The sequence below is a fragment of the Azotobacter chroococcum genome (genome assembly GCF_002220155.1).
GTDB lineage: Bacteria > Pseudomonadota > Gammaproteobacteria > Pseudomonadales > Pseudomonadaceae > Azotobacter > Azotobacter chroococcum.
On record NZ_CP011835.1, the window covers coordinates 1,012,301 to 1,037,029 of the forward strand.

21 protein-coding genes are annotated in these 24,729 nt (G+C 69.4%); 10 read left to right on the forward strand and 11 right to left on the reverse strand.

Translation table 11 applies throughout. The annotated features are described in order from the left end of the window. Positions 1-148: 148 nt before the first annotated feature. From radA to glyA, 4 genes are all read right to left on the reverse strand, one after another. On the reverse strand, positions 149-1,510 hold the full coding sequence (radA, locus tag ACG10_RS04675; protein ID WP_089167323.1) for a DNA repair protein RadA: 1,362 nt from the start codon (positions 1,508-1,510) through the stop codon (positions 149-151). Positions 1,511-1,581: 71 nt separating this feature from the next. Further along, the gene (locus tag ACG10_RS04680; RefSeq protein ID WP_039802311.1) at positions 1,582-1,842 is read right to left on the reverse strand and encodes a YdcH family protein; all 261 of its coding nucleotides are present in this window, start codon (positions 1,840-1,842) and stop codon (positions 1,582-1,584) included. A 243-nt stretch (positions 1,843-2,085) separates the two neighbouring features. Beyond that, the gene (locus tag ACG10_RS04685; protein ID WP_089167324.1) at positions 2,086-2,604 is read right to left on the reverse strand and encodes an Hcp family type VI secretion system effector; all 519 of its coding nucleotides are present in this window, start codon (positions 2,602-2,604) and stop codon (positions 2,086-2,088) included. 328 nt (positions 2,605-2,932) lie between these two features. Then, the gene (gene glyA, locus ACG10_RS04690) at positions 2,933-4,186 is read right to left on the reverse strand and encodes a serine hydroxymethyltransferase (RefSeq protein ID WP_039802315.1); all 1,254 of its coding nucleotides are present in this window, start codon (positions 4,184-4,186) and stop codon (positions 2,933-2,935) included. Between the two features lie 314 nt (positions 4,187-4,500). Between glyA and ettA the strand changes: the two genes are divergently transcribed. Then, a complete protein-coding gene (gene ettA / locus ACG10_RS04695) occupies positions 4,501-6,165 on the forward strand; it encodes an energy-dependent translational throttle protein EttA (RefSeq protein ID WP_039802317.1) in 1,665 nt (554 codons plus the stop codon). Positions 6,166-6,294: 129 nt separating this feature from the next. Here the strand turns inward: ettA and rhlB are convergent, their stop codons facing one another. From rhlB to ACG10_RS04710, 3 genes are all read right to left on the reverse strand, one after another. Next, entirely contained in the window at positions 6,295-7,782 is a 1,488-nt protein-coding gene (gene rhlB, locus ACG10_RS04700; protein ID WP_169531013.1) for an ATP-dependent RNA helicase RhlB, read from the reverse strand. 280 nt (positions 7,783-8,062) lie between these two features. Continuing rightward, on the reverse strand, positions 8,063-9,223 hold the full coding sequence (locus ACG10_RS04705; protein WP_089167326.1) for a dipeptidase: 1,161 nt from the start codon (positions 9,221-9,223) through the stop codon (positions 8,063-8,065). A 24-nt stretch (positions 9,224-9,247) separates the two neighbouring features. Further along, entirely contained in the window at positions 9,248-9,907 is a 660-nt protein-coding gene (locus ACG10_RS04710; RefSeq protein ID WP_089167327.1) for an alpha/beta hydrolase, read from the reverse strand. A gap of 135 nt (positions 9,908-10,042) precedes the next feature. On the opposite strand from ACG10_RS04710, the gene ACG10_RS04715 reads away from it, so the two are divergent. Genes ACG10_RS04715 through ACG10_RS04725 form a run of 3 tightly spaced genes read left to right on the forward strand, consistent with a single transcriptional unit; the run spans position 10,043 to position 11,981 of the window. Further along, positions 10,043-10,741, forward strand: a complete 699-nt coding sequence (locus tag ACG10_RS04715) for a glutathione S-transferase family protein (protein ID WP_089167328.1) — start codon at positions 10,043-10,045, stop codon at positions 10,739-10,741. Then, positions 10,738-11,016 carry a GIY-YIG nuclease family protein gene (locus ACG10_RS04720; protein WP_089167329.1) on the forward strand — a complete coding sequence of 93 codons (279 nt, stop codon included), beginning with the start codon at positions 10,738-10,740 and terminating at the stop codon, positions 11,014-11,016. The genes ACG10_RS04715 and ACG10_RS04720 overlap by 4 nt, the downstream gene beginning before the upstream one ends. A gap of 29 nt (positions 11,017-11,045) precedes the next feature. Beyond that, positions 11,046-11,981 carry a glutathione S-transferase family protein gene (locus ACG10_RS04725; protein WP_089167330.1) on the forward strand — a complete coding sequence of 312 codons (936 nt, stop codon included), beginning with the start codon at positions 11,046-11,048 and terminating at the stop codon, positions 11,979-11,981. Positions 11,982-11,999: 18 nt separating this feature from the next. Here the strand turns inward: ACG10_RS04725 and yejK are convergent, their stop codons facing one another. The 3 genes from yejK to ACG10_RS04745 all read right to left on the reverse strand — a co-directional run bounded on the left by yejK (position 12,000) and on the right by ACG10_RS04745 (position 15,290). Next, positions 12,000-13,010 carry a nucleoid-associated protein YejK gene (gene yejK / locus ACG10_RS04730; protein ID WP_089167331.1) on the reverse strand — a complete coding sequence of 337 codons (1,011 nt, stop codon included), beginning with the start codon at positions 13,008-13,010 and terminating at the stop codon, positions 12,000-12,002. Positions 13,011-13,572: 562 nt separating this feature from the next. After that, entirely contained in the window at positions 13,573-14,274 is a 702-nt protein-coding gene (locus tag ACG10_RS04740) for an HAD family hydrolase (protein WP_089167332.1), read from the reverse strand. A 104-nt stretch (positions 14,275-14,378) separates the two neighbouring features. Further along, positions 14,379-15,290, reverse strand: a complete 912-nt coding sequence (locus ACG10_RS04745; protein ID WP_089167333.1) for a LysR family transcriptional regulator — start codon at positions 15,288-15,290, stop codon at positions 14,379-14,381. A 104-nt stretch (positions 15,291-15,394) separates the two neighbouring features. On the opposite strand from ACG10_RS04745, the gene ACG10_RS04750 reads away from it, so the two are divergent. The 6 genes from ACG10_RS04750 to ACG10_RS04775 all read left to right on the forward strand — a co-directional run bounded on the left by ACG10_RS04750 (position 15,395) and on the right by ACG10_RS04775 (position 23,013). Further along, the gene (locus ACG10_RS04750) at positions 15,395-16,207 is read left to right on the forward strand and encodes a DODA-type extradiol aromatic ring-opening family dioxygenase (protein WP_089167334.1); all 813 of its coding nucleotides are present in this window, start codon (positions 15,395-15,397) and stop codon (positions 16,205-16,207) included. Between the two features lie 22 nt (positions 16,208-16,229). Beyond that, the gene (locus ACG10_RS04755; protein WP_089167335.1) at positions 16,230-17,024 is read left to right on the forward strand and encodes an SDR family NAD(P)-dependent oxidoreductase; all 795 of its coding nucleotides are present in this window, start codon (positions 16,230-16,232) and stop codon (positions 17,022-17,024) included. Positions 17,025-17,117: 93 nt separating this feature from the next. After that, positions 17,118-18,338, forward strand: a complete 1,221-nt coding sequence (gene sbcD / locus ACG10_RS04760; protein ID WP_089167336.1) for an exonuclease subunit SbcD — start codon at positions 17,118-17,120, stop codon at positions 18,336-18,338. 101 nt (positions 18,339-18,439) lie between these two features. Then, the gene (locus tag ACG10_RS04765; RefSeq protein WP_089167337.1) at positions 18,440-19,054 is read left to right on the forward strand and encodes a trimeric intracellular cation channel family protein; all 615 of its coding nucleotides are present in this window, start codon (positions 18,440-18,442) and stop codon (positions 19,052-19,054) included. A gap of 138 nt (positions 19,055-19,192) precedes the next feature. Then, positions 19,193-22,615, forward strand: coding sequence for an SbcC/MukB-like Walker B domain-containing protein (locus tag ACG10_RS04770; protein WP_089167338.1), 3,423 nt, complete (start codon positions 19,193-19,195; stop codon positions 22,613-22,615). Between the two features lie 167 nt (positions 22,616-22,782). Next, positions 22,783-23,013 (forward strand): hypothetical protein, encoded by a 231-nt coding sequence (locus ACG10_RS04775; RefSeq protein ID WP_039805707.1) that lies wholly within the window; start codon positions 22,783-22,785, stop codon positions 23,011-23,013. 4 nt (positions 23,014-23,017) lie between these two features. Here the strand turns inward: ACG10_RS04775 and ACG10_RS04780 are convergent, their stop codons facing one another. Further along, positions 23,018-24,577 (reverse strand): TerC family protein, encoded by a 1,560-nt coding sequence (locus tag ACG10_RS04780; RefSeq protein ID WP_089167339.1) that lies wholly within the window; start codon positions 24,575-24,577, stop codon positions 23,018-23,020. Between the last annotated feature and the right edge of the window lie 152 nt (positions 24,578-24,729).

The window sequence follows — 24,729 nt, forward strand, 5'->3', positions numbered from 1 at the left end:
TCTTGGCAAGGGAATGACCATTGCCGGCGACCCGCGCCTTGCCTGGCGGCATTTGGCGCGGCAACGCGGCTCACGCCAAAACGTCAACAGACCCTAGAGAAAAGGCCTGATTGTAGCGCCCTCCGTCGGCAAAGCCGACCGCCCGGTCTCACTCGAACAGCGCATCCAGTGCCTGCTCCAGGCGCGTCACCGGAATCACCGCCAGCCCCTCCGGCGCCTCCTTGGGCGTGTTGCCGCGGGGCACGATGGCGCGCTTGAAACCATGCTTGGCGGCTTCCTTGAGGCGCTCCTGGCCGCTCGGCACCGGGCGGATCTCGCCGGACAGGCCGATCTCGCCGAACACCAGGAGATCGTGGGGCAGGGGCCGGTTGCGCAGGCTGGAGATCACCGCGGCGAGCAGCGCCAGGTCGGAGGCGGTCTCCAGCACCTTGACCCCGCCGACCACGTTGAGGAACACGTCCTGGTCGTAGGTGGGGATGCCGCCGTGGCGGTGCAGCACGGCCAGCAGCATGGCCAGGCGGTTCTGGTCCAGGCCCAGGGTGACGCGGCGCGGGTTGCCCATATGGCTGGTGTCGACCAGCGCCTGCACTTCCACCAGCATCGGCCGGGTGCCTTCCCAGGTGGCCATCACCACGCTGCCGGGCACTTCCTCCTGGGCGCGGGTGAGGAAGATCGCCGAGGGGTTGGACACCTCCTTCAGGCCCTTGTCGGTCATGCCGAACACGCCCAGCTCGTTGATCGCGCCGAAGCGGTTCTTCACCGCCCGCAACAGGCGCAGGCGACCGTCGGATTCGCCCTCGAAATACAGCACGGTGTCGACCATGTGCTCGAGCACCCGCGGGCCGGCCAGTGCGCCCTCCTTGGTCACGTGGCCGACCAGGAACACCGCCGTGCCGCTCTGCTTGGCGAAGCGCACCAGCAGCGCCGCGCTCTCGCGCACCTGGGCGACGCCGCCGGGGGCCGACTGCAGCTGCTCGGTGAAGATCGTCTGGATCGAGTCGATCACCATCACCTTGGGCTTTTCCAGGCGGGCGGTGGCGATGATCGCCTCGATGCAGGTCTCGGTCATCACCTTGAGCTTGTCCTGCGGCAGGTCGAGGCGGCGGGCGCGCATCGCGACCTGCTGCTGGGACTCCTCGCCGGTGACGTAGAGCGCCGGGAAGCGCTCGGCGACGTTGCACAGGGTCTGCAGGAGGATGGTCGACTTGCCGATCCCGGGGTCGCCGCCGATCAGCACCACCGAGCCGTCCACCAGGCCGCCGCCGAGCACCCGGTCGAGTTCCTTGGAGGCGGTGGAGAAGCGCGGCAGCTCCTCGACGCTGACTTCCGCCAGGGTCCTGACGTTGGCCTGCTGGCCGGCCCAGCCGCCGCGACCGTTCGGCGTCGCCGCGCCCTCCAGCAGGGTTTCCACCAGGGTGTTCCAGGCGCCGCACTCGCCGCACTGGCCGGCCCATTTGGGGAAGGTGGCGCCGCACTCGGTGCAGCCGTACATGCGCTTGGCCTTGGCCATGGGAACTCCGCTCCGGGGAAAGCCCCCATGATAGCGGCCGGGCGGCGGCCTGTGTCCCGGCGCGCTGCGAATCAGCCTCCGCGGTTGTTGCCGAGGGCCTTGCGGAGCTGGCGGGCGATGTCGTCCTTCATCACCACCCGCTCCTGCTTCAGCGCGTTCAGCTGCAGATCGTCCATGTTCTCCGTGCCGCCCTCGACGCGGCAGATGCGCTTGTCCAGCACCTCGTAGGACTCGACCAGGCGGGAAAAGCCGGCGTCCGTCTGCCGCAGTCGCTGCAACGCCTCGCTCATTTCCGGAAAGTCCTTGCTCAGGGGATGGGTATCGACGTGCATGAGGCGCTCCTCCTGTGGTCGTGAACGGACCCTTTCACCTTAGCAGCCGGCGCCCGCGCCTGCCGGCGGCCCGGGGCGGGCGGAGCGGCCCGCGCGCCGGGTTCTCCCGCGTGGCGCCGAAGGCATCGCTGGCCGCCAGGTCGGTACCGAGCCAGCACCGTGTTTCAGGCAGTTCCCGGTGCCGGCAAGGCAGCGTGGGGGGGAATCCTCGGCCGGGTGTGCCGGCCGAGGCGGGAGTGGCGGTCAGGCGGAGATCAGCGCGCGCCAGTCGTCGGAGCCGGAGGTGCCGGACACCTCGTGGGTCCAGACGATCTTGCGGTACGTGAAGTAGACGTCCTCCAGGTGGGTGAAGTGCGCCATGTTCGGGTCCTGGCAGTTCGGCATGCGCGATTGCACGTCGACGATCACCGCGTCCTCCAGCTCGATGGTGAAGTAGTGCTCCTGGGTGCCGGTGGCCGAGGTGCGGAACCACTCCAGGCGGCACTTGGCCAGGCGCTCGCCGGAGGTCAGGGCGTTGAAGATCAGCGGCGAGGACTTGTCGAACACCTTGGTGATCATCAGCGGCTTGTGCACCCGCTGGCCGGTGGGCTGGCCGGATTGCGGGTCGCGGGGAATGATCACCTGGTGGTTGAAGGCCTGGACCAGGATCTGGTCCTCGTGGCCTTCCTGGAAGATGTTGCCGACCGAATCCTCGGTGAAGGTGCCGGCAGTGATCAGGCCCTGCTTGGTGCCTTCGAGGGACAGGTACGCGGGTGTTGGCATGGAGGCTCTCCTGGCTGGATGGTGGACCGATGCGGTCCGGAGGCCGGAACCGGACAAGATGCGTGCCGCGTGAATTACTTTTTTTAAATCAATGACATGGTTTGAGGTGGCGGGCGTTGTGTGACGGCCGTCGGCAAGCGCTGCGCAGCTTCCTGCGTAGGGGCGGGCGGGAAGTTGCCGCTCGCCGCCGGCCGCGGCCGCCGGGGCCGGCGGCTGTTGCCGGGGGCCACGGGGGGATTCGGCGGTGCAACGGCTTGCGCAGCGGGGGATGTGTGGCCCGCAACGAAAAAGCCCGGCGCGGGGCCGGGCTTTTCCTGACGGGCGGGGCTTACTTGCCGTACACCGGCAGGCGGGTGCAGACGGCCTTGACCTTCTCGCGCACGGCGTCGATCACCGCGGCGTTGTTGAGGTCGGCGAGGATGTCGCAGATCCAGCCGGCCAGCTCGCGGCACTCGGCTTCCTTGAAGCCGCGGGTGGTCACCGCCGGGGTGCCGATGCGCAGGCCGGAGGTGACGAAGGGCGAGCGCGGGTCGTTCGGCACGCTGTTCTTGTTCACGGTGATGAAGGCGCGACCGAGGGCGGCGTCGGCGTCCTTGCCGGTGATGTCCTGCTTGATCAGCGACAGCAGGAACAGGTGGTTCTGGGTGCCGCCGGACACCACGTCGAAGCCGCGCTCGATGAACACCTGGGCCATGGCCTGGGCGTTCTTCACCACCTGCTGCTGGTATTCCTTGAACTCCGGCTGCAGGGCTTCCTTGAAGCACACCGCCTTGGCGGCGATCACGTGCTCCAGCGGGCCGCCCTGGGCGCCCGGGAAGACCGCGGAGTTGAGCTTCTTCTCGATCTCCTCGTTCTTGCGGGCGAGGATCAGGCCGCCGCGCGGGCCGCGCAGGGTCTTGTGGGTGGTGGTGGTGACCACGTCGGCGAAGGGCACCGGGTTGGGGTACACGCCGGCGGCGACCAGGCCGGCGACGTGGGCCATGTCGACGAACAGGTAGGCACCGACCTTGTCGGCGATGGCGCGGAAGCGCGGGAAGTCCAGCACCTGGGAGTAGGCGGAGAAGCCGGCGACGATCATCTTCGGCTTGTGCTCGACGGCCAGGCGCTCGACTTCGTCGTAGTCGATCAGGCCGTTGCCGTCGATGCCGTACTGCACGGCATGGTACAGCTTGCCGGAGGAGGACACGCTGGCGCCGTGGGTCAGGTGGCCGCCGTGGGCCAGGCTCATGCCGAGGAGGGTGTCGCCGGCATTCAGCAGGGCCAGGTAGACTGCGGCGTTGGCCTGCGATCCGGCATGCGGCTGGACGTTGGCGTAGTCGGCGCCGAACAGCTGCTTGGCGCGGTCGATGGCCAGCTGCTCGACGATGTCGACGTATTCGCAGCCGCCGTAGTAGCGCTTGCCCGGGTAGCCTTCGGCGTACTTGTTGGTGAGCACCGAACCCTGGGCCTCCATCACGGCGGGGCTGGTGTAGTTCTCGGAGGCGATCAGCTCGATGTGATCTTCCTGACGCTGGGCTTCTTGCTCCATGGCGGCGAACAGTTCGGCGTCGTAGCGGGCGAGGGTCAAATCACGGCTGAACATGGCAATCCCCTGGGTTCGGCTGGGCGGTAGATTCAAAGAGGGCGCGAATTCTACCCTATCCGCAGCAGGCCGGCACATGAAACGCGATCAACTGTGGAAGAGCCGGGCTCATCCGGCGGGTCGCGTCATCCCTCTTCCAGTAAAGCCGCTCGCCGCCCGGGGCGCCCCTCGTCTGGCTTGCCCGGCGCATTTCGGGTAGCTTTGCCGCCACGCGCGGGGGCCGGGCAGCCGGTGTCGCCGGAGCTGTCGCGGAGTGCCGTTCGGCCGCGCCCCGCCTTCCCGTTTCCATTTCCTGGTCGAAACCAAGGTCATCCATGGCTCAATACGTCTACACCATGCATCGGGTCAGCAAGGTCGTGCCCCCGAAGCGTGAAATCCTCAAGGACATCTCCCTGTCGTTCTTCCCCGGCGCCAAGATCGGCGTGCTCGGCCTCAACGGCGCGGGCAAGTCGACCCTGCTGCGGATCATGGCCGGGGTCGACACCGAGTTCGACGGCGAGGCCCGGCCGATGCCCGGCATCAAGGTCGGCTACCTGCCGCAGGAGCCGCAGCTCGATCCGGAGAAGACCGTGCGCGACATCGTCGAGGAGGCGGTGGGCGAGATCAAGCAGGCCCAGGCCCGCCTCGACGAGGTCTACGCCGCCTACGCCGAACCGGACGCCGACTTCGACGCGCTGGCCGCCGAGCAGGCCAAGCTGGAGGCGATCCTCCAGGCGTCCGACGGCCACAACCTCGAGCGTCAGCTGGAGGTCGCCGCCGACGCCCTGCGCCTGCCACCGTGGGAGGCGAAGATCGAGCACCTCTCCGGCGGCGAGAAGCGCCGCGTGGCGCTGTGCCGCCTGCTGCTGTCGGCCCCCGACATGCTGCTGCTGGACGAGCCGACCAACCACCTGGACGCCGACTCGGTGGCCTGGCTGGAGCACTTCCTCCACGACTTCCCGGGCACCGTGGTGGCGATCACCCACGACCGCTACTTCCTCGACAACGTCGCCGGCTGGATTCTCGAACTGGACCGCGGCCACGGCATCCCCTTCGAGGGCAACTACTCGCAGTGGCTGGAATCCAAGGCCGCCCGCCTGACCCAGGAAGCCAAGGCCGAGGCTGCCCACGCCAAGGCCATGAAGGCCGAGCTGGAATGGGTGCGCCAGGGCGCCAAGGCCCGCCAGGCCAAGTCCAAGGCGCGCCTGCAGCGTTTCGAGGAGATGCAGTCGCAGGAATTCCAGAAGCGCAGCGAGACCAACGAGATCTACATCCCGGCCGGACCGCGCCTGGGCGACAAGGTCATCGAGTTCAGCCACGTGCGCAAGGGTTACGGCGACCGCGTGCTGATCGACGACCTGTCCTTCGCCGTGCCCAAGGGCGCCATCGTCGGGGTGATCGGCGGCAACGGCGCGGGCAAGTCGACCCTGTTCCGCATGATCCTCGGCCGGGAAACCCCGGACGCCGGCACCATCGACCTCGGCGACAGCGTGCAGGTCGCCAGCGTCGACCAGAGCCGCGACAGCCTGGACGGCAGCAAGACCGTCTGGGAGCAGGTCTCCGACGGATTCGACTCGATCCGCATCGGCAACTACGAGGTACCCTCGCGCAGCTACGTGGGCCGCTTCAACTTCAAGGGCGCCGACCAGCAGAAGTTCGTCAAGGATCTCTCCGGCGGTGAGCGCGGTCGCCTGCACCTGGCGCTGACCCTGAAGCAGGGCGGCAACGTGCTGCTGCTCGACGAACCCTCCAACGACCTCGACGTGGAAACCCTGCGCGCCCTGGAAGAGGCGCTGCTGGACTTCCCCGGCTCGGCCATCGTGATCTCCCACGACCGCTGGTTCCTCGACCGCATCGCCACCCACATCCTCTCCTACGAGGACGACTCCAGCGTGGTGTTCTTCGAGGGCAACTACACCGAGTACGAGGCCGACCGCAAGAAGCGCCTCGGCGACGCCGCGGCCCAGCCGCACCGGGTGCGCTACAAGAAGCTGGCGTAACCGTCGCGATACGCCGCAAGCAAAAAGCCCCGCGCCGAATGGCCGGGGCTTTTTGCTGGTGCCTGCGGGAGGGGATGACCCGTCGGGCGGCGGCGTGGCCCGGCCTCCGCTGGCGGGTTCGGCCAGGCTTCAGGAGTGGCGCGGCACCGGCTGGAGCAGTTCGGCCGGCGGCATCTCGCACTGGATCTTGCGGCCGATCAGCGCCTCGATCGGCGGCAGGGCGAAGGCGTCGTCCTCGCCGGCGAAGCTGATCGAGGTGCCGCTCGAGCCGGCCCGGCCGGTGCGGCCGATGCGGTGCACGTAGTCGTCCGGATCTTCCGGCAGGGTGTAGTTGATCACGTGGCTGACAGCCTCGACGTGGATGCCGCGGCCGGCCACGTCGGTGGCCACCAGCACGCGGATCTTGCCCTCGCGAAAGCCCTCGAGGACCTTGATGCGCTTGTGCTGCGGCACGTCGCCGGACATCTGCGCGGCGCTGATGCCGTCCTTGGTCAGGCGTTCCTCGATGCGCCGCACCTCGTCCTTGCGGTTGGCGAACACCATCACCCGTTCCCAGTTGTTCTGGCTCACCAGGTTGTACAGCAGCCGGTACTTGTCGCTGCCGGCCACTGCGTAGACGTGCTGCTCGACGGTGTCGCTGGCGACCTGCTCCGGCTCGATCTCGACGATGGCCGGATCGACCGTCCACTGCTTGGCCAGATTCATCACGTCCTCGGTGAAGGTCGCCGAGAACAGCAGGGTCTGCCGCTCGCCCTTGTAGGGGGTCTGGCGGATGATCTGCCGCACCTGCGGGATGAAGCCCATGTCGAGCATGCGGTCGGCTTCGTCCAGCACCATCACCTCGACCATGTCCAGATGCACCTCGCCGCGCTGGTTGAAGTCCAGCAGGCGGCCGGGGGTGGCCACCAGGATGTCGCAGAACTTCTCCTCCAGCTGCTTGAGCTGCTTGTCGAAGTCCATGCCGCCGACGAAGCTCATCACGTTGAGGCCGGTGTAGCGGGTCAGCGCCAGGGCGTCCTTGGCGATCTGCACCACCAGCTCGCGGGTCGGCGCGATGATCAGCGCGCGCGGCTCGCCCATGTAGCGCTCCTTGGGCGGCGGGGTCTGCAGCAGCTGGCTGATGATCGAGACGAGGAAGGCGGCGGTCTTGCCGGTGCCGGTCTGGGCGCGGCCGATGGCGTCCTGGCCCTTGAGGGTGTAGCCGAGCACCTGGGCCTGGATCGGCGTGCAGTAGGGGAAGCCGACGTCGTGGATGGCGTGCATCAGCCGCGGGTCGAGGGCGAAGTCGTGGAAGCGGGTCTTGCCCGGCACGGGCTCGACGACGAAGTCCTCCAGCCGCCATTCCGCCGCCGGCTTGCTCGGCGGCGGCTCGCGGCGCGGCCGCTCGACCCTGGGCTTGGCGGCCGCCTTGCGCTCGCCGGCGGGCTTGTCGGAAGAGGTCTTTTTGCCGGCGGGCCTGGTTTCGGTGCGGGGAGGCTTGGCTTTCTGCCGGGGCGGCTTGGGTGGGGTGGTGGGTGCGGCGGAGCGGGTGGCGGGGGCTGAAGCTGGCGTGTCGGCGACGACAGACGGTTGCGTCTGTTCGCCCATGCCTAGAAGTTTCTTGAGTGCCTTGAGCACGATTATCTCGTCGATAAAGGAGGAATGTATTATCACCAGTGTAAAGCAAGACGCCGGTCCGGCGAAGGGTTGCCGACCGCGAGGTGCAGCGGTCGTCGGTTAGGGTCTGTTGACGTTTTGGCGTGAGTCGCGTTGCTGCGTCAAATGCCGCCAGGCAAGGCGCGGGTCGCCGGCAATGGTCATTCCCTTGCCAAGACCCGCAACGCCGCATGGCGGCATTTGCCGCGCAACCCGCAGGGACGGGCCTCCGTCGCGGCCTACGCCAAAACGTCAACAGACCCTATGGCAGGCTGGCCAGCAGCAGGCGGCGTACGTTGCCGCCCATGATCGCGGCGATCTCGGCCTCGTCGAAGCCGGCGGCGAGCAGGCCTTCGGTCAGTAGCGGCAGGCCGCTGGCGTCGAAGGCGGTGCGCACCGTGCCGTTGAAGTCCGAGCCTAGCGCCACGTGTTCGACGCCGATCAGGTCGGCGGCATGGCGGATCGCCCTGACGATGGCCGCCACCGAGGCGTCGCAGACGGCGATGTCCCAGAAGCCGATGCCGACCAGCCCGCCGTTGGCGGCGATGCGCCGCAACTGCTCGTCGGACAGGTTGCGGGTGCCCGGGCAGGTGCCCTGCACGCCGCTGTGGGAGACCAGCACGGGACGCCGGGCCATGGCCAGCACCTCGTCGATCACCGCGGGCGAGGCGTGGGCCAGGTCGATCAGCATGCGCTTGTCCTCCAGGCGCGCGATCACCTGACGACCGAAGGGGCTGAGGCCGCCCTTTTCCAGGCCGTGGGCCGAGCCGCCCACCTCGTTATCGAAATAGTGGGTGATCCCGGCGATGCGAAAGCCCGCGTCATAGAGATGATCGAGGTTCTCCAGGCGGCCTTCCAGCGGATGCAGGCCCTCGGCGGCGAGCACGGCGGCGACCCGGCCGCGGTGGTTTGCGCGCTGCTCGAGAAAGGCCTGCAGTTCGGCCCGGCTGCGGATCGGCACCAGGCGCCCGTCGCTGGCGGCGGCCGCTTCGCGCAGGCGTTCGGCCTGGTACAGGGCGCGTTCGAGCAGGCTGTTCCAGGTCGCCGGCGGCCAGCGCTGGGCGATGGCCAGCAGGGTGATGTCGTCGCTGTCGGCGGCGTTGCGCTCCTGGTTCAGCCCGTGCGGGCTCTTGGTCACGGTGGAGAACACCGTGAGCGCGACATTGCCCTCGAGCAGGCGCGGCAGGTCGCTGTGGCCGTAGTGCGCGCGTTCGAGCAGGTCGCGGTTCCACAGCAGCGCGTCGTTGTGCAGGTCGGCGACGAACAGGCGCTCGTGCAACTGGCGCGCCGCCGCGCCGACCGGGTAGGGCGGCGCCTTGGCCACGGCGTTCAGGCGCCAGTCGGCCACGACCGGCACGAGGAAGAAGCCGCCCAGTCCGAGCAGGACGAGCAGCGGCAGGGCGATCGACAGTGTGCGCTTCATGGGGCGTCCGTGCGGAACAGGGGCTCAGCGGGCCAGGCGCTCGGCGAGCCAGAGGCCGATGTCGTGGATCTCGTCGGCGATCACCTCGTGGCCCATCGGATACTCCTGCCACTCCACCGGCACGCCGCGGGCGGCGAGGGCGTCGTGGGCGGCGCGGCCGAGGGCCGGCGGCACCACCTCGTCGTGGCGGCCGTGCAGGTGCAGCACCGGCAAGCGGGCCTGCTCCGCGTCGAGTTCGAGCCGGGTGAAGGTCGGCGCATAGGTGGAGAGCGCCAGCACACCGGCCAGCGGGCCTTTCCAGCGCAGGAAGGCGGTGTGCAGGACCACCGCGCCGCCCTGCGAGAAGCCGGCGAGGACGATCCGCGCCGGGTCGATGCCGGCGACGCGCTGCGCCTCGATCAGCTCGATGACGTGGCGCGACGACTCCTCCAGTTGGTCCTCGTCGATGGCCCGGGAGCTCGGGCTCATGGCGAGGATGTCGTACCAGCTGGGCATACTCCAGCCGCCGTTGATGGTCACCGGCCGGCTCGGCGCCTGCGGCAGGACGAAGCGCACGCTGCTCAGGCGGCGCTGCAGGAGGCGGGCGACCGGCTCGAAGTCGTGGCGGTCGGCGCCGAGGCCGTGCAGCCAGATGACGCAGGCATCGGCGGCGACCGGCGGTTCGAGGATCAGGGGTAGGGTCATGGTGGGCTCCGGGCTGTGCTCTGGCGCCAAGGGTACACAAGTTTGCCGCGCGGCTCCGCGCTTTGCCGCCGGCGATTGGAGATCGGCCGGATAATCGCCTACCCTCGCCCCAGACCCTTTCACCGGCCGGCCGCGATGATCGTCCTCTACCAGTTTCCCGCCGCCTTCGGCGTGCCCAACCCCAGTCCCTACTGCCTCAAGCTGGAGACCTTCCTGCGTCTGGCCGGCCTCGACTACCAGGTGCGCAGCGTCGGCAATCCGCGCCGGGCGCCGAAGGGCAAGCTGCCCTACATCGAGCTGGACGGCGAGGCCATCGCCGACTCGGCGATCATCCAGCGGCGTCTCGCCGAGCGCTTTCCGCTGAGCCTCGACGCCCATCTGGACGCCGCCGATCGGGGCCGGGCGCTGGTCATCACGCGGCTGTGCGACGAGCACCTGGCCCTGCTGCTGCTGTATTTCCGCTGGCTCGATGGCGAAGGCTGGCGACAGGTCCGCAGCAGCTTCTTCGGCGGCCTGCCGGCGCCGCTGCGCCTGCTGCTGCCGCCCCTGGTGCAGCGGCGGATGCGCCAGGCGCTGTGGGCCCAGGGCTTGGGGCGGCACAGTCCCGACGAACTGCTGAGCTTCGCCCGCGAGGATCTGCAGGCGCTGGCCGACCTGCTCGGCACGGCGCCGTTCTTCGGCGGCGAGCGGCCATGCAGCGCCGACGCGGCGGCCTACGGCATTCTCGCCAACCTGCTGCTGTGTCTCCTGGATACCCCGCTGAACCGTCTGGCGCGCGAGTTCCCGCCGCTGCTGGCCTACTGCGAACGGCTGCGTGCGAGGGTCTGGGCATGAGCGCGGAACTGTCCCGACCCTGGTTCGTCTACCTGGTACGTGCCGCCAACGGCGCGCTCTACTGCGGCATCAGCGACGATCCGCAGCGGCGCTTCGCCATGCACCAGCGTGGCCGCGGCGCGCGCTTCTTCCATACCAGCCCGGCCCGCGAGCTGGCCTATGTCGAGGCCTGCGCCGACAAGGGTACCGCCCTGCGCCGCGAGCGGGCGATCAAGCGCCTGGCCAAGCCGGCCAAGGAAGCCCTGGTGGCCGCCGGCGCCGGCGACTGCCTGTAGCTACCCGATCCCCCCTGGAGAAAGCCGCGATGCACGAGCCCGTCCTGCACCATTACCCGAGTTCGCCGTTCGCCGAGAAGGTGCGCCTGATCCTCGGCTTCAAGCAGCTGTCCTGGCGTTCGGTGATCATTCCACGGGTGATGCCCAAGCCCGATCTGCTGGCCCTGACCGGCGGCTACCGGCGCACTCCGGTGCTGCAGATCGGCGCCGACATCTACTGCGACAGCGCGCTGATCGCCCGTCGTCTGGAGGCGGAGAAGGCCTTGCCGCCGCTGCTTCCGGAAGGGCAGGAGTTCAACGTCGCCAGCCTCGCCGCCTGGGCCGACGGCCAACTGTTCCTGCACGCGGCGAGCCTGGCCTTCCAGGCCGAGGCGGTCGCCCAGCGCTTCGCCCAGTCGCTGCCGGGCGAGCTCAAGGCCTTCGTCGCGGATCGCGCCGCGCTGTTCAAAGGCGGCACCTTCGATCGCCTGCCGCTGGAGCAGGCCCGCCAGCAGTGGCCGACCTTGATGGCGCGCTTGGAGCAGCAACTGTCGCATGCGGACGGCGACTACCTGTTCGGCGAACCCTCGCTGGCCGACTTCGCCGTGGCCCATTCGCTCTGGCTGCTGCGCGCCATGCCGCTCACCGCCGGGCTGGTCGACGCCTGGCCGGCGGTGGCCGCCTGGCTCGACCGGGTGCTGGGCTTCGGTCATGGCTCGTACAGCGAGCTGTCCGCTGCCGAGGCCATCGAGATCGCCCGCACGGCGACTCCTGCGCCGCTGCCAGCCGAGCCCGGCCTCGAGAGCAACGGCTGGCGCGTCGGCCAGCAGGTGGCCGTCGCCGCCACCGACTACGGCGTCGACCCGGTGGAGGGCGAGCTGCTGCATGCCGGGCTCGAGGAGCTGATCGTGCGCCGCGAGGACCCGCGCGCCGGGGTGCTGCACGTGCACCTGCCGCGCCTGGGCTTCCGCGTCACCGGCCGCTGAACCCGCGCGGGCAGCGGGTTACTGATCCTTGCGGCGCTTGAGCTGATCCTTCAACTGGCTCGGCAACTGGCGGATGGTCAGGGTGTCGTGCGCCTCGTCGTACTCGACCCGCGAGCCGAGCAGGTGCGCCTCGAAGCTGATCGACAGGCCCTCGGCGCGCCCGGTGAAGCGGCGGAACTGGCTGAGGGTGCGCTTGTCCGGCGGAATCTCCGGCGACAGGCCGTAGTCCTTGTTGCGGATGTGCTCGAAGAAGGCCCGCGGGCGCTCCTCGTCGATCAGCCCGGACAGCTCCTCCAGGGCGATCGGCGCGCCGAGGCGGGCCTGGGTGCTGGCGTAGTCGACCAGTGCGCTGGTCTTCTCGCGGGCCTCTTCCTCGGCCAGCTCCTCGCTCTCGACGAAGTCGCTGAAGGCCTTGAGTAGGGTGCGCGTCTCGCCGGGCGCGTCGACGCCCTCCCGGCAGCCGATGAAGTCGCGGAAGTAGTCCGAAACCTTCTTGCCGTTCTTGCCCTTGATGAAGGAGATGTACTGCTTCGACTGCTGGTTGTTCTGCCACTCGGAGATATTGATCCGCGCCGCCAGGTGCAGCTGGGCGAGGTCCAGGTGCTTGGCCGGCGCGACGTCGAGGCTGTCGGTGACGGTCACCCCCTCGCTGTGGTGGAGCAGGGCGATGGCCAGGTAGTCGGTCATGCCCTGCTGGTAGTGGGCGAACAGCACATGGCCGCCGGTGGACAGGTTGGACTCCTCCATCAGCGCCTTCAGGTGCTCGACGGCCTGGCGGCTGAAGGCGACGAAGTCCCGGGCACCGTCCAGGTAGCCGCTCAGCCAGCCGCTGAAGGGATAGGCGCCGGACTCTTCCTGGAACAGCCCCCAGGCCTTGCCCTGCTTGGCGTTGTAGCTGTCGTTGAGGTCGGCGAGCAGGTTCTCCAGGGCCTGCGACTCGGCCAGTGCCGAATCGCGGGCATGCAGCACGGCGGGGCTGCCGTCGGGTTTCTTGTCGATCAGGTGGACGATGCAGTGGCGTATCGGCACGGCGGTCTCGGGCAGTGGAAAGAGGGACGCGGAAGTTTACCCGAGGAGTGGCGCAGGTGTGGGGCGGGGCCCCGGCAAAAGCGCCGTGGGATCTCTGGAGGGACTGGCGGAGGGTGGTTCGGCGGTATGTCTCGTAGCTCTGCGCATTCGCGCGGGTCGTGCTTCACGCAGCCTGAAAAGCCCGCGTCCTGCGGGCTTTTCGCTTTTTGCCTGCCTCCTATCGTCTTCTCTTGCGGTCCGCCAGCTGTTGCAGGTGCTGCCAGGCCTGTTCCTGCGCAACGATCTCTTGCCGGTCCCATGGATCGTTCCGCGTACCGTCGAATTGATGTGACGCCCTCGCTCGCATCCCTCGATTCAGATACAGCCTCCGGCCAATCAGGGCGCAGCCCAACAGCGCAAGAATAAGAGTGGTACTGATCGTGAGCATCGGTCGCTCTCCATTGCGGGATGTTCCTTAACTGTAGCAGGCGGTCGCAAGGGGCTCGGCGGATGGAGGGAGAGCGGCTGTTTTTCCCTCTCCGCGGGGGAGAGGGAACTGGTGCCCGGGGTAATGGGCGAATGTTCAGGCGGAGGTTTCGGCAGTTCTGAGGTAGCGCAATCTATCCACCAGCGCCGGCAACTCGCGCATGTCGTGCAGCAGGTGCTCGACGCCCAGTCCGCGTAGAACCTCGCCCTGCTCGGGGGGGATGTGGCTGGCGCCGAGGAAGCCGATCACCTGCATGCCGGCAGTCAGGGCGGCGGTCGCTCCGGTAGCGCTGTCTTCGACGACCAGGCAACGCTGCGGGTCCACGCCGGCCGTGTTGGCTGCCAGCAGGTAGACGTCCGGTGCCGGCTTGGGGTGCTTGACCAGGTCGGCGCTGAACACGCCCACATCGACCCGGCCGGTCAGCCCGGTGCGCTCGAGCGCATGGCGCACCGCCTCGTGCTGGCTGTTGGAGGCAATCGCCAGCGGCAGGTCGATGGCGTGGAGCGCCTCGCGCACGCCGGCGATCGCCTGCACTTCGGCGCGGATGATTTCCTCGGCGCGGCGGCGCACGTTGGGATGGAAGTCCTCCGGCAGGTCGAGGCCGAAATGCATGGCGGCACGAGCGATGATCTCGCGGCTCTGCAGGCCGAAGGAGCCGTGGAGCTGCGCGTCCAGCTCGTGTTCCGGCACCAGCGCGGCGAGCGCCTCGCGGATCACGCGGCCGGTGATGATCTCGCTGTCGATCAGTACGCCGTCGCAGTCGCAGATCAACAGGTCGATATGGCTGGTTCGATTCATGGGCAAGGGCCTCTTCGCATCGGGTTGTTGTTGTGCAAAGGGGCATCTAACCCTTGTAGTGGAGCGATGCGCAAGGCATCAGGACGCGCGTTCCGTCCCGCCGGTCAGCGCAGCCACGCCGGGCGGGCGGCGAAGGACTCGACCAGGTAGTCGAGCATCGCCCGGACCTTGGCCGGCGGGCGGCGCTCGGGCGGGTAGAGGGCGTGGATGCCGCCCAGGGGATGCGGCGGGTGGTCGAATTCCAGGGGCACCAGCGCGCCGCGCTCGAGGGCGTCGGCGACGATGAACAGCGGCTGGTAGATCAGCCCCTGGCCGCCGAGCGCGGCGGCCAGCAGGGCGTCGCCGTTGTTCGCCGCCAGGTCGCCGGAAACCGCCACGCGCACGCTGCCGTCGCGGCCGAAGGCCCATTCCCGGCGCCCGCCCCAGGACGACAGGGTGTAGCCCAGGCAGTTGTGCTGGCCCAGCTCGGCGACCCGCCGCGGCACGCCGCGCCGCTCGAGGTAGTCCGGCGCGGCGCAGACCAGCATCGGGCAGTCGCCGAGGCGGCGCGCCTGCAGCAGGCTGTCGGCGAGCCGGCCGATGCGCACCGCCAGGTCCCAGCGCTCCTCGATGAGATCGACCTGGCTGTCGGTCAGGCCCAGTTCGACCTGCACCGCCGGATGGCGGCGGGCGAAGGCCGGCAGCAGCGGGGCGATGAAGCGGCTGCCGAAGCTCAGCGGCACGTTCATGCGCAGCAGGCCGCTGGCCTCGACCCGTTGCGAGACCAGCGTCGCCTCGGCCTCGTCGAGTTCGGCGAGGAGGCGCTGGCAGGCCTCCAGGTACTGGCTGCCGGCGTCGGTGAGGCCGAGGCGCCGGGTGCTGCGCTGGAACAGCTTGAGGCCGAGGCGCCGCTCCAGGGCGTCCACATGCTTGGTCGCCATGGCCGGCGACATCTCCAGCTGGCGGGCGGCGGCGGACAGGCTGCCGGCGCTGGCGGCACGGACGAAGACGCGCATGCCGGTGATGCGGTCGAGCATGGTGGTCTCCTACTCTCAGTGAGAACTGCTGCTGCGGACTGGCAGATTATCCCTTCGCAGGCGCAGGTCCATACTCCTTGCCACTTACCGCTCAGGAGCCTGCCATGTCCGTCCGCGAAACGACCCTGCCGACCCTGTTCGTGCCCCACGGCGCCGGTCCCTGCTTCTTCATGGACTGGAATCCGCCGGATGCCTGGAATGCCATGGCCGCCTTCCTCAAGAGCGTGGCGGGCAGCCTGCCGCAACCGCCGCGGGCGATCCTGATGGTTTCGGCGCACTGGCTGGAGCCGGCGTTCGCCGTCACAGCCGCCCGCCAGCCGGGGCTGATCTACGACTACTACGGCTTTCCGCCGCACACCTACGAGCTGCGCTATCCCGCGCCCGGCGATCCGGCGCTGGCCGCGCGGGTCGCCGGACTGCTCGGTGCGGCGGGTTTGCCCAGCCGGCAGGATGCGGAGCGCGGCTTCGACCACGGCATGTTCATTCCGCTGAAGCTGATGTTCCCCGCCGCCGAGATCCCGGTGGTGCAGCTGTCGCTGCGCGGGGACCTCGACCCGCAGGCGCACCTCGACGCCGGCCGTGCGCTGGCGCCACTGCGCGAGGAGGGCGTGCTGATCGTCGGCAGCGGCATGAGCTTCCACAACATGCGCGGCTACGGCGACCCGCATTTTGGCCCGGTTTCCGACCAGTTCGACCAGTGGCTGACCGCCACGGTGGCGGCCGAACCCGCACAGCGCGCGGCCCTGCTGGCGCGCTGGGACGCGGCGCCGGCGGCGCGGCTCTGCCATCCGCCGCGTGCCGAGGAGCACCTGCTGCCGCTCATGGTGGTCGCCGGCGCGGCGGCCGACGGAAGCGGCCGGCGGGTGTTCTCCGACCGGGTGCTGGAAACCACCCTGTCCGCCTTCCGTTTCGACTAATCACAACACAAGGAGATTGCCCATGATCATCGACCTGTCCGGCAAGACTGCCCTCGTCACCGGCTCCACTGGCGGCATCGGCCTGGCCATCGCCCGCGGGCTGGCCGAGGCCGGCGCCACCGTCATCGTCAACGGCCGCGAGCAGTCCCGGGTCGACGCGGCGCTGGCGCAGCTGCGCGATACGAAGGGCGGCGCCTCGGCCCGCGGCGTGGCCTGCGACCTGGGCACGGCCGCCGGCTGCCAGGCGCTGATCGCCGCCGAGCCGGAAGCCGACATCCTGGTCAACAACCTCGGCATCTACAGTGCCCGTGACTTCTTCGAGATCGGCGACGAGGAGTGGGAGGAGATCTTCCAGGTCAACGTGATGAGCGGCATCCGCCTGTCGCGCCATTACGCCAGGGGCATGCAGGCCCGCGGCTGGGGGCGCATCCAGTTCATCTCCAGCGAGTCGGCGCTGAACATCCCCAGCGAGATGGTCCACTACGGGGTCAGCAAGGCGGCGCTGCAGGGCGTCTCGCGCGGCCTGGCCAAGGTGCTGGCCGGCAGCGGGGTGACCGTCAACAGCATCCTGCCGGGGCCGACGCGCACCGAGGGAGTGATCGCCTTCATCGGCGAGATGGCCCGCCAGGAGGGCGTCACCCCCGAGGAAATGGAGCGGCTGTTCATCCAGCGCCATCGTCCGTCGAGCCTGCTGCGGCGCTTCGCCGAGCCCGCGGAGGTCGCCCACCTCTGCGTCTACGCCGCCTCGCCGCAGGCCAGCGCCACCACCGGCGCGGCGCTGCGGGTGGAGGGCGGGATCGTCGAGAGCATCGCCTGAACAGGTTCCGAGCCAAGGCGCCGGAGGATTGCCACCAGGGGCGGGGAAGTGCCATGGTTCGCGGCTTTCCCATTCCCCGGACGACGGACCGCCATGCGCCTGCTGCACACTTCCGACTGGCATCTCGGCCAGCATTTCATGGGCAAGACCCGCCAGGCCGAGCACCAGGCCTTCTGCGCCTGGCTGATCGAACAGGTGCACGAGCACGCGGTCGACGCGCTGATCGTCGCCGGCGACGTGTTCGACAGCGGCGCGCCGCCCAGCTACGCCCGCGAGCAGTACAACCGCTTCATCGTCGCGCTGCGCGAGACCGGCGCGCGGCTGGTGGTGCTCGGCGGCAACCACGATTCGGTGGCCACGCTCGGCGAGTCGCGCGACCTGCTGGCCTGCCTGGACACCTGGGTGATCCCGGGGGTGGCGGCGGACCCGGCCGAGCAGCTCCTGCTGCTGCCGCGGCGCGACGGCACGCCGGGGGCGCTGCTCTGCGCCATCCCCTTCGTCCGCCCGCGCGACGTGCTGAAGAGCGAGGCCGGGCAGAGCGCCGAGGACAAGCAGCAGGCGCTGCAGGCGGCGATCCACGAACATTACCGGGCGCTGTTCGCCCTCGCCGAGGCGCGCCGTGCGGAGCTGGGCGGCAGGCTGCCGATCGTCGCCAGCGGGCACCTGACCACCGTCGGCGCCAGCGCCAGCGAGTCGGTGCGGGAGATCTACGTCGGCAGCCTCGAGGCCTTCCCCTCCGACGCCTTCCCGCCGGCGGCCTACATCGCCCTCGGCCACATCCACCGCCCGCAGAAGGTCGGCGGGCTGGAGCATATCCGCTACAGCGGCTCGCCGATCCCGCTGTCCTTCGACGAGGCGCGCCAGCAGAAGGAGGTGCTGCTGGTCGACCTGCACGAGGACGGCCTCGAGGCGGTGACGCCGCTGCCGGTGCCCTGTTTCCAGCCGCTGGTCACGCTGCGCGGCTCCCTCGCCGAGCTGGCCGGCGCCATCGCCGAAGCGGCCGCGCAGGGCAGCGCCGAGCGGCCGGTGTGGCTGGAGGTGCAGGTGAGCGCGGACGACTACCTGAGCGACCTGCAGAAGCGCGTCAGCGTCCTGTGCGAAGGGCTGCCGGTCGAGGTGCTGCGTGTCCGTCGAGAACGCGGCAGCGCCAGTGCCGGCCAGCTGGCCGAGGCACGCGAGACGCTGGACGAGCTTACCGCCGAGGAGGTGTTCGCCCGTCGCCTGCAGCAGGAGGCGCTGGAGCAGAGCGATGTGGAGCGCTTGCAGGCGCTGTATCGCGGTGTGCTGGAAAGCCTGCGGGCCGAGCAGGGCTGAATGGCAGGTCAGGATATGGCTAACACTACGCTTCGAGGGACGTGCCGCCAGTGGCACGCCCTCGGACTTTTCGACATCAGGCATCACACAGGGCACCACCGATGCTCTTGTACGTCCTCGATCTGCTAGGCGTTGCCGTCTTTGCCGCCAGCGGCGCCCTTGCCGGCCTGCTCGCCCGGCTCGACCTGTTCGGCGTGCTCGTCCTCGCCTCGATTACCGCCGTGGGGGGTGGCACGATCCGCGACGTCCTGCTCGGCCACTACCCGGTCTTCTGGATCAAGGACTCCGGTCCCCTTCTCACCATCCTGGCGGCAACGGCGTTCACCGTGGTTTGGGTTCAGTATCTTCCTGTCCCTCGGGATGCCCTGGTTGTTGCCGATGCGTTCGGCCTGGCCTTGTTCGCGATCTCGGGGGCCCAGGTCGCCGAGCGGGCGAGCTGCCATCCCCTGGTCACCATTCTCATGGGGACATTGACCGGCGCGGGTGGTGGCGTCGTTCGCGACGTGCTCAGCGCCAAGGTGCCGCTGATACTGCGTCAGGACATCTACGCAACTGCAGCGATAGCAGGCATCCTGCTCTACTTGGTGCTCCGGGCATTGAAAGTGCCGACCGCGGGCGCGTTTGTCGCCGGCGTCGTGACCGTCGCCGCAACACGCCTTGCCTCGATCGCCTACGACCTGCAGCTCCCGGTTGTAGGCGTCGGGTTCCGAGGGTGATGTCCAACCCAAGTGACGAAATGAAGCAGCGCTTCGTTTTCGGACATGAGTTCGTTGGGGCGCCCGACAATGCCAGAATGGCCGCCCCTCTGCGGCAACGCGGTTCACGCCAAAACGTCAACAGCCCCTAGCTCCCTCATGAAAATTCTCAGCCTGCGCCTGAAGAACCTCAACTCCCTCAAGGGCGAGTGGAAGATCGATTTCCGCGAGGCGCCGTTTTGCGACAACGGCCTGTTCGCCATCACCGGGCCGACCGGCGCCGGCAAGACCACCCTGCTCGACGCCATCTGCCTGGCCCTCTACCACCGCACGCCGCGCATGGACCGCCTGTCCAAGGAGTCCAACGAGCTGATGACCCGGCATACCGCCGAGTGCCTGGCCGAGGTGGAGTTCGAGGTCAAGGGGCAGGGCTACCGGGCCTTCTGGAGCCAGCGCCGCGCCCGCGACAAGGCCGACGGCGCGCTGCAGATGCCCCGGGTCGAGCTGGCCGCGGCGGACGGGACCATCCTTGCCGACAAGGTTGGCGACAAGCTCGCGCGGATCGAGGCGCTCACCGGCCTGGACTTCGCGCGCTTCACCCGCTCCATGCTGCTCGCCCAGGGCGGTTTCGCCGCCTTCCTCGAGGCCGACGCGAAAAGCCGCGCCGAGCTGCTCGAGCAGCTCACCGGCACCGAGATCTACGGGCAGATCTCCCGGCGGGTGTTCGAGCGCTGCCGCGGGGCGAAGAGCGCCCTCGAGCAGTTGCAGGCCAGGGCTTCCGGGGTCGAGCTCTTGAGTGACGAGCAGCGCCAGGCCCTGGAGGAGCAGGCCGCCGGCCTGGCCGCCGAGGAGGCGCCGCTGCTGGCGCAGCAAGGCGAGCTGCAGGCCCAGCGCCAGTGGCGCGAGGATCTGAGCAGGGCGGAGCAGCGCTGCCAGGGCGCGGCGCAGTCGCGCCAGCAGGCCGAACGGGCATTGGCCGAGGCCACGCCGCAACTGGCGCGGCTGGCGGCGAGCGAGCCGGCTGCCCGCCTGCTGCCGGCCCATCGGGCCTGGCTGCAGGCCCGGCTGCAGCAGGAGCAGGGCGAGCGGAGCCTGGCGCAGACCCGCATCGACCGGCAGCAGGCGGCCGACGCGGTCGGCCTGCGCCTGTGGCAGGCCAGCCAGCTCGCCCGGCAGGTCGCCGAAGCGGCGCAGGGGCATGCCCGGCAGTTGCAGCTGCAACATAGGCAACTGGTGCAGCAGCTGGCCGAACAGCCGCGGCATGCCGAGCTGGGCGAGCGCCTCGGCGCCTGGCGCGGGCAGTTCGAGCGTCGCCAGCAGTGGCAAGGCGAAATCGCTGCGCTCCAGCGCAGGCAGCAGGGCGAGCGGGCCGCGCTCGCCGGGCAGGCCGAGCAGCAACGGCAGGTGCAGACGCGCCTGCAGAGCCAGCAGGCCGAGCTGGCCGCTGCCCGCTCGGCCGAGCAGCAGGCCCAAGACGCCCTGGCCGCGCTGCTGCAGGGGCAGTCCGAAGGCGCGCTGCGCGAACACTGGCAGCAGCTGCATGCCCGGCAGAACCTGCTGCAGCAACTGGAGCAGAACGCCGAGCAGCGCAGCCGCAGCGCGGCGCGCCTGGCCGGGAGCGCCGCCGAGCTGGCTGATAAACAGCTGCGCCAGAGCGAGCAGCAGACCCAGCGGGAACTCCTGCGCCTGCGCTACAAGGACCTGCAGGCCCTGGTCGCGGCCAGGAGGAAACTGCTGGAGCAGGAGCAGCGCATCCTCAAGCTGGAGGCCTATCGCAGTCAGCTGCAACCTGGCGAAGCCTGCCCGCTGTGCGGCTCCCACGAGCATCCGGCCGTCGAGACCTATCAGGCGCTGGACGTTTCCGCCAGCGAGCGCGCCTTGCAGGCCGGCGAGGCGGAGCTGGAAGCGGTGCGCGGGCAGGGGGAGGCGGCGAGGGATGCACTGGCCGTCCTCGAGGCCGAACTCAAGGCCCTGCAGCAGCGCCGCGAACAGGACGAGGCCGAGCTGCTGCAGCAGCGCGAGCACTGGCGGCAGCTGTGCCGGGAGCTGGGCGCGGAGGTGGCCGACGAGGCGGCGCTGGCCATGCGCCGGAGCGAGCTGGGCGAGCAGCTGGAGGCCCTCGAACTGCGTCTGCGGCGACTCGAGCGGAGCAAGCAGGCCGTGGAGCAGGCCGGCAACCTCCGCCTGCAGGCGGAGCGCGGCTGCGAGCAGGGCAGCCAGCAGCTGCAACTGCTCGAAGAACGCCTGCGCAGCGGCCAGGGCCAGCTGCAGGAGCTGGACGATCAGTTGCAGCAGCGCCAAGCGCAGTTGCAGCAGTGCGAGCAGGCCCTGGCCGAAGATCTCGCCCCCTTCGGCCATCCGCTGCCGACTGATGGCGCGGCCTGGCTCGAACAGCGTCAGGCCGACTGGCAGGCCTGGCAGCAGGGGCAGAGCCGCCTGCAGCAACTGGAGCGCGAGCAGCTGGCGCACAACGCCGCCGTCGAGGCCGCGGAGCAGCAGGCCGCGCTCTGGCAGCAACGCTGGAGCGCCCTGGGCGAGCCCGGGCGGGCCGCCCTGGCGGAGAGCGCCGATGCCCACGTCGCCCTCGGCAACGCGGAAGCCGAGGCGGACGCCGCCCGGCGCCGGGTCAACGAACTGGACGGGCGTCTGCTTTCGCTGGAGGAGCAGCTGCAGCAGCAGCGCCGGCAACTCGAGGCCTGCACCGGCGACTGGCAGGCGCAGCTGGCGCAAAGCCCCTTCGCCGACGAGGCGGCGTTCCAGGCCGCGCTGCTCGACGATTCGCAGCGCACCGCTCTGCAGGACCTCAGGGCGCGTCTGGAGCAGGCGCGGACCGAGGCCCTGGCGCTGCTCGCCGCCACCGAGCAGCAGCTCGCCCAGCTACTGGCCGAACCCGGGACCACGGCCAGCGGCGAGGAGCTGGAGCAGCAGCTGCAGGCCCTGGCCGAGCAGCTCAGGGGCCTGGCCCAGCGCCAGGGTGAAATCCGCGCCACGCTGTCCGCCGACGAGCAGCGCCGGCAAAGCCAGCAGGCGCTGTTCGCCGAGATCGCTGCGCGTCAGGGCGAGTACGACCTCTGGCAGCACCTCAACGGACTGATCGGCGCGGCCGACGGCGCCAAGTACCGCAAGTTCGCCCAGGGCCTGACCCTCGATCACCTGATCTGGCTGGCCAACCGCCAGCTGGTGCGCCTGCACGGCCGCTACCAGCTGGCGCGGCGCTCCGGCGGCGAGCTGGAGCTGGAGATCGTGGACACCTGGCAGGGCGATGCGGCCCGCGACACCCGCACCCTGTCCGGCGGCGAGAGCTTCCTGGTCAGCCTGGCGCTGGCTTTGGCGCTGTCCGATCTGGTCAGCCACAAGACCAGCATCGACTCGCTGTTTCTCGACGAAGGCTTCGGCACCCTCGACGGCGAGACCCTGGAGGTCGCCCTGGATGCGCTGGACAGCCTCAACGCCAGCGGCAAGACCATCGGGGTGATCAGCCACGTCGAGGCGCTGAAGGAGCGCATTCCGGTGCAACTCAGGGTGAGCAAGGGCGTGGGCCTGGGCTACAGCAGCCTGGAAAGGCGCTTCGCCCTGTCCTGAGTCAGCTTCTGCAGAAATGGCGTGAAATATGCTTGAGGCCGGCCCGGCTCCGCGAATCCGCAGGGCCGGCCGGCTTTCCGCACCAGCAGCGGGCACTGGTCGCCCTGTCGCGGAACCGTAACCAATCTTCTGTAAATAGCTGCCATCGCCATGCGGAGCCCTGTGGTATGTCCACCCTGACCGAACTCGTCCAACAGATCGCCCAACTCTATCCCCTCGAGGACAAGCGGGTCGGCAAGCGCTATCGCGTGGTCGACGAGCTGGCGGGCATGACCGAGCTGGAGGAGGTCGGCGGCGCGCCGCGCTATATCCGCACCGCCGAGCTGAAGGACCGCCGGCTCTGGGCGCATGCCGCCGACAGCTGGCCCAGGCACCACCGGCGCGGCGGCCAGCGCTGATCGGTCAGGCCGGGCGCGGCGGCTGCAGCAGCATGCGGGTGATCCGCCGCTCCTTCACTTCGCTGACCTGCAGGCGCCAGCCGCGATAGGCCAGCTCGTCACCGGTCGCCGGCAGGCGGTCGAGCAGGCTCATGGCCAGCCCCGCCAGCGTCTGGTAGTCGTCGGTGGCCTGAGCCTGGAAGCCCAGGCGCTGGCCGAGCAGCGCCAGGCCGATGGCGCCGCTGACCTCGTAGACCCCCTCGCGCTCGATCACATCCGGCCCTTCCATCTCGCTGGCATCCGGCAGTTCGCCGGCGATCGCCTCGAGGATGTCGGTGAGGGTCAGCAGGCCCTCGAAATGACCGAATTCGTTGACCACGAAGGCCACGTGGGTGGAGGCCTGGCGCATCTGTTCGAGGGCGTTGAGCACCGAACAGCCGTCCGGCAGGTTGAGCGGCTGGCGCACCAGTTGCTCGATGTCCGGATGCTCGCCCTGCAGCAGCGCGCGCAGCAGTTCCTTCTTGTGCACGTAGCCGAGGGGCTCGTCGATGGCCGAGGTGCGCGCCACCACCAGACGCGAATGGGGCGAATCGAGCAGTTGCTGGCGGATCTGCGCCTCGTCGGCGTCGAGGGCGATGTGGTCCACCTGCATGCGGTCGGTCATGGCGCTGGCGATGGGCCGCTCGGCCAGATGCAGCACGCCGCTGATCATCACCCGTTCGCGGCGGCCGAACAGGGCGCTGCCGGCCTCGTTGCCCTTGAGCATGTCGGCGATCTCCTCGCCGACCTCCTCGGCCTCCATCTGGTGCCCGCCGAGCAGGCGCAGCACCGCGTGGGCGGTACGCTCGCGCCGCGTGTGGCGGCCCTGCAAGTGTTTCTTGCGGCGCCAGCGGGCCAGCTGGTTGAACACTTCGATGAGAATCGAGAAGCCGATCGCCGCGTACAGGTAGCCCTTGGGAATGTGGAAGCCAAAGCCCTCCGCGGTGAGGCTGAAGCCGATCATCATCAAAAAGCCCAGGCACAGCATGATCACCGTCGGGTGGGCGTTGACGAAGGCGGTCAGCGGCTTGCTGGCGACGATCATCAGGCCGATGGAGATCACCACGGCGAGCATCATGATCTCGAGCTGCTCGACCATGCCGACGGCGGTGATCACCGCGTCCAGGGAGAACACCGCGTCGAGCACGACGATCTGCGCCACCACCGGCCAGAAGCGGGCGTAGGCGCGGCTGCCGGACTGGGCGTGGCTGTGGCCTTCGAGGCGCTCGTGCAACTCCATGGTGGCCTTGAACAGCAGGAACACGCCGCCGAACAGCATGATCAGGTCGCGCCCGGAAAAGCTCTTGCCGAGGATCGAGAGCAGCGGCTCGGTCAGGGTCACCAGCCAGGAGATGCTGGCCAAAAGGCCCAGGCGCATGACCAGGGCCAGCGACAGGCCGATGATCCGCGCGCGGTCGCGCTGCTCGGGCGGCAGCTTGTCAGCGAGGATGGCGATGAATACCAGGTTGTCGATGCCGAGCACGATCTCCAGCACGATCAGGGTCAGCAGACCCAGCCAGGCCGTGGGGTCAGCCAGCCATTCCATGAGCGGTTACCTTTTTGGTTGTGATACGGAAAGAAGATGGGGCTGCGGTCTTCCGGCATGAAAAACGCGCGCGTGCGGGCCGCGACGGGGCGAAGAGCCGAGACAGGTCCGGCGGGAAAGTGTGCCGCCCGGCGAGGTGGCCGGGCGGCTGG

What these genes read in the sequence shown, in the direction of transcription:
- radA (WP_089167323.1), bottom strand. Translation starts at nt 1,510, where the DNA reads ATGGCCAAGGCCAAGCGCATGTACGGCTGCACCGAGTGCGGCGCCACC.
- ACG10_RS04680 (WP_039802311.1), bottom strand. Translation starts at nt 1,842, where the DNA reads ATGCACGTCGATACCCATCCCCTGAGCAAGGACTTTCCGGAAATGAGC.
- ACG10_RS04685 (WP_089167324.1), bottom strand. Translation starts at nt 2,604, where the DNA reads ATGCCAACACCCGCGTACCTGTCCCTCGAAGGCACCAAGCAGGGCCTG.
- glyA (WP_039802315.1), bottom strand. Translation starts at nt 4,186, where the DNA reads ATGTTCAGCCGTGATTTGACCCTCGCCCGCTACGACGCCGAACTGTTC.
- ettA (WP_039802317.1), top strand. Translation starts at nt 4,501, where the DNA reads ATGGCTCAATACGTCTACACCATGCATCGGGTCAGCAAGGTCGTGCCC.
- ACG10_RS04705 (WP_089167326.1), bottom strand. Translation starts at nt 9,223, where the DNA reads ATGAAGCGCACACTGTCGATCGCCCTGCCGCTGCTCGTCCTGCTCGGA.
- ACG10_RS04710 (WP_089167327.1), bottom strand. Translation starts at nt 9,907, where the DNA reads ATGACCCTACCCCTGATCCTCGAACCGCCGGTCGCCGCCGATGCCTGC.
- ACG10_RS04715 (WP_089167328.1), top strand. Translation starts at nt 10,043, where the DNA reads ATGATCGTCCTCTACCAGTTTCCCGCCGCCTTCGGCGTGCCCAACCCC.
- ACG10_RS04720 (WP_089167329.1), top strand. Translation starts at nt 10,738, where the DNA reads ATGAGCGCGGAACTGTCCCGACCCTGGTTCGTCTACCTGGTACGTGCC.
- ACG10_RS04725 (WP_089167330.1), top strand. Translation starts at nt 11,046, where the DNA reads ATGCACGAGCCCGTCCTGCACCATTACCCGAGTTCGCCGTTCGCCGAG.
- ACG10_RS04740 (WP_089167332.1), bottom strand. Translation starts at nt 14,274, where the DNA reads ATGAATCGAACCAGCCATATCGACCTGTTGATCTGCGACTGCGACGGC.
- ACG10_RS04745 (WP_089167333.1), bottom strand. Translation starts at nt 15,290, where the DNA reads ATGCTCGACCGCATCACCGGCATGCGCGTCTTCGTCCGTGCCGCCAGC.
- ACG10_RS04750 (WP_089167334.1), top strand. Translation starts at nt 15,395, where the DNA reads ATGTCCGTCCGCGAAACGACCCTGCCGACCCTGTTCGTGCCCCACGGC.
- ACG10_RS04755 (WP_089167335.1), top strand. Translation starts at nt 16,230, where the DNA reads ATGATCATCGACCTGTCCGGCAAGACTGCCCTCGTCACCGGCTCCACT.
- sbcD (WP_089167336.1), top strand. Translation starts at nt 17,118, where the DNA reads ATGCGCCTGCTGCACACTTCCGACTGGCATCTCGGCCAGCATTTCATG.
- ACG10_RS04765 (WP_089167337.1), top strand. Translation starts at nt 18,440, where the DNA reads ATGCTCTTGTACGTCCTCGATCTGCTAGGCGTTGCCGTCTTTGCCGCC.
- ACG10_RS04770 (WP_089167338.1), top strand. Translation starts at nt 19,193, where the DNA reads ATGAAAATTCTCAGCCTGCGCCTGAAGAACCTCAACTCCCTCAAGGGC.
- ACG10_RS04775 (WP_039805707.1), top strand. Translation starts at nt 22,783, where the DNA reads ATGTCCACCCTGACCGAACTCGTCCAACAGATCGCCCAACTCTATCCC.
- ACG10_RS04780 (WP_089167339.1), bottom strand. Translation starts at nt 24,577, where the DNA reads ATGGAATGGCTGGCTGACCCCACGGCCTGGCTGGGTCTGCTGACCCTG.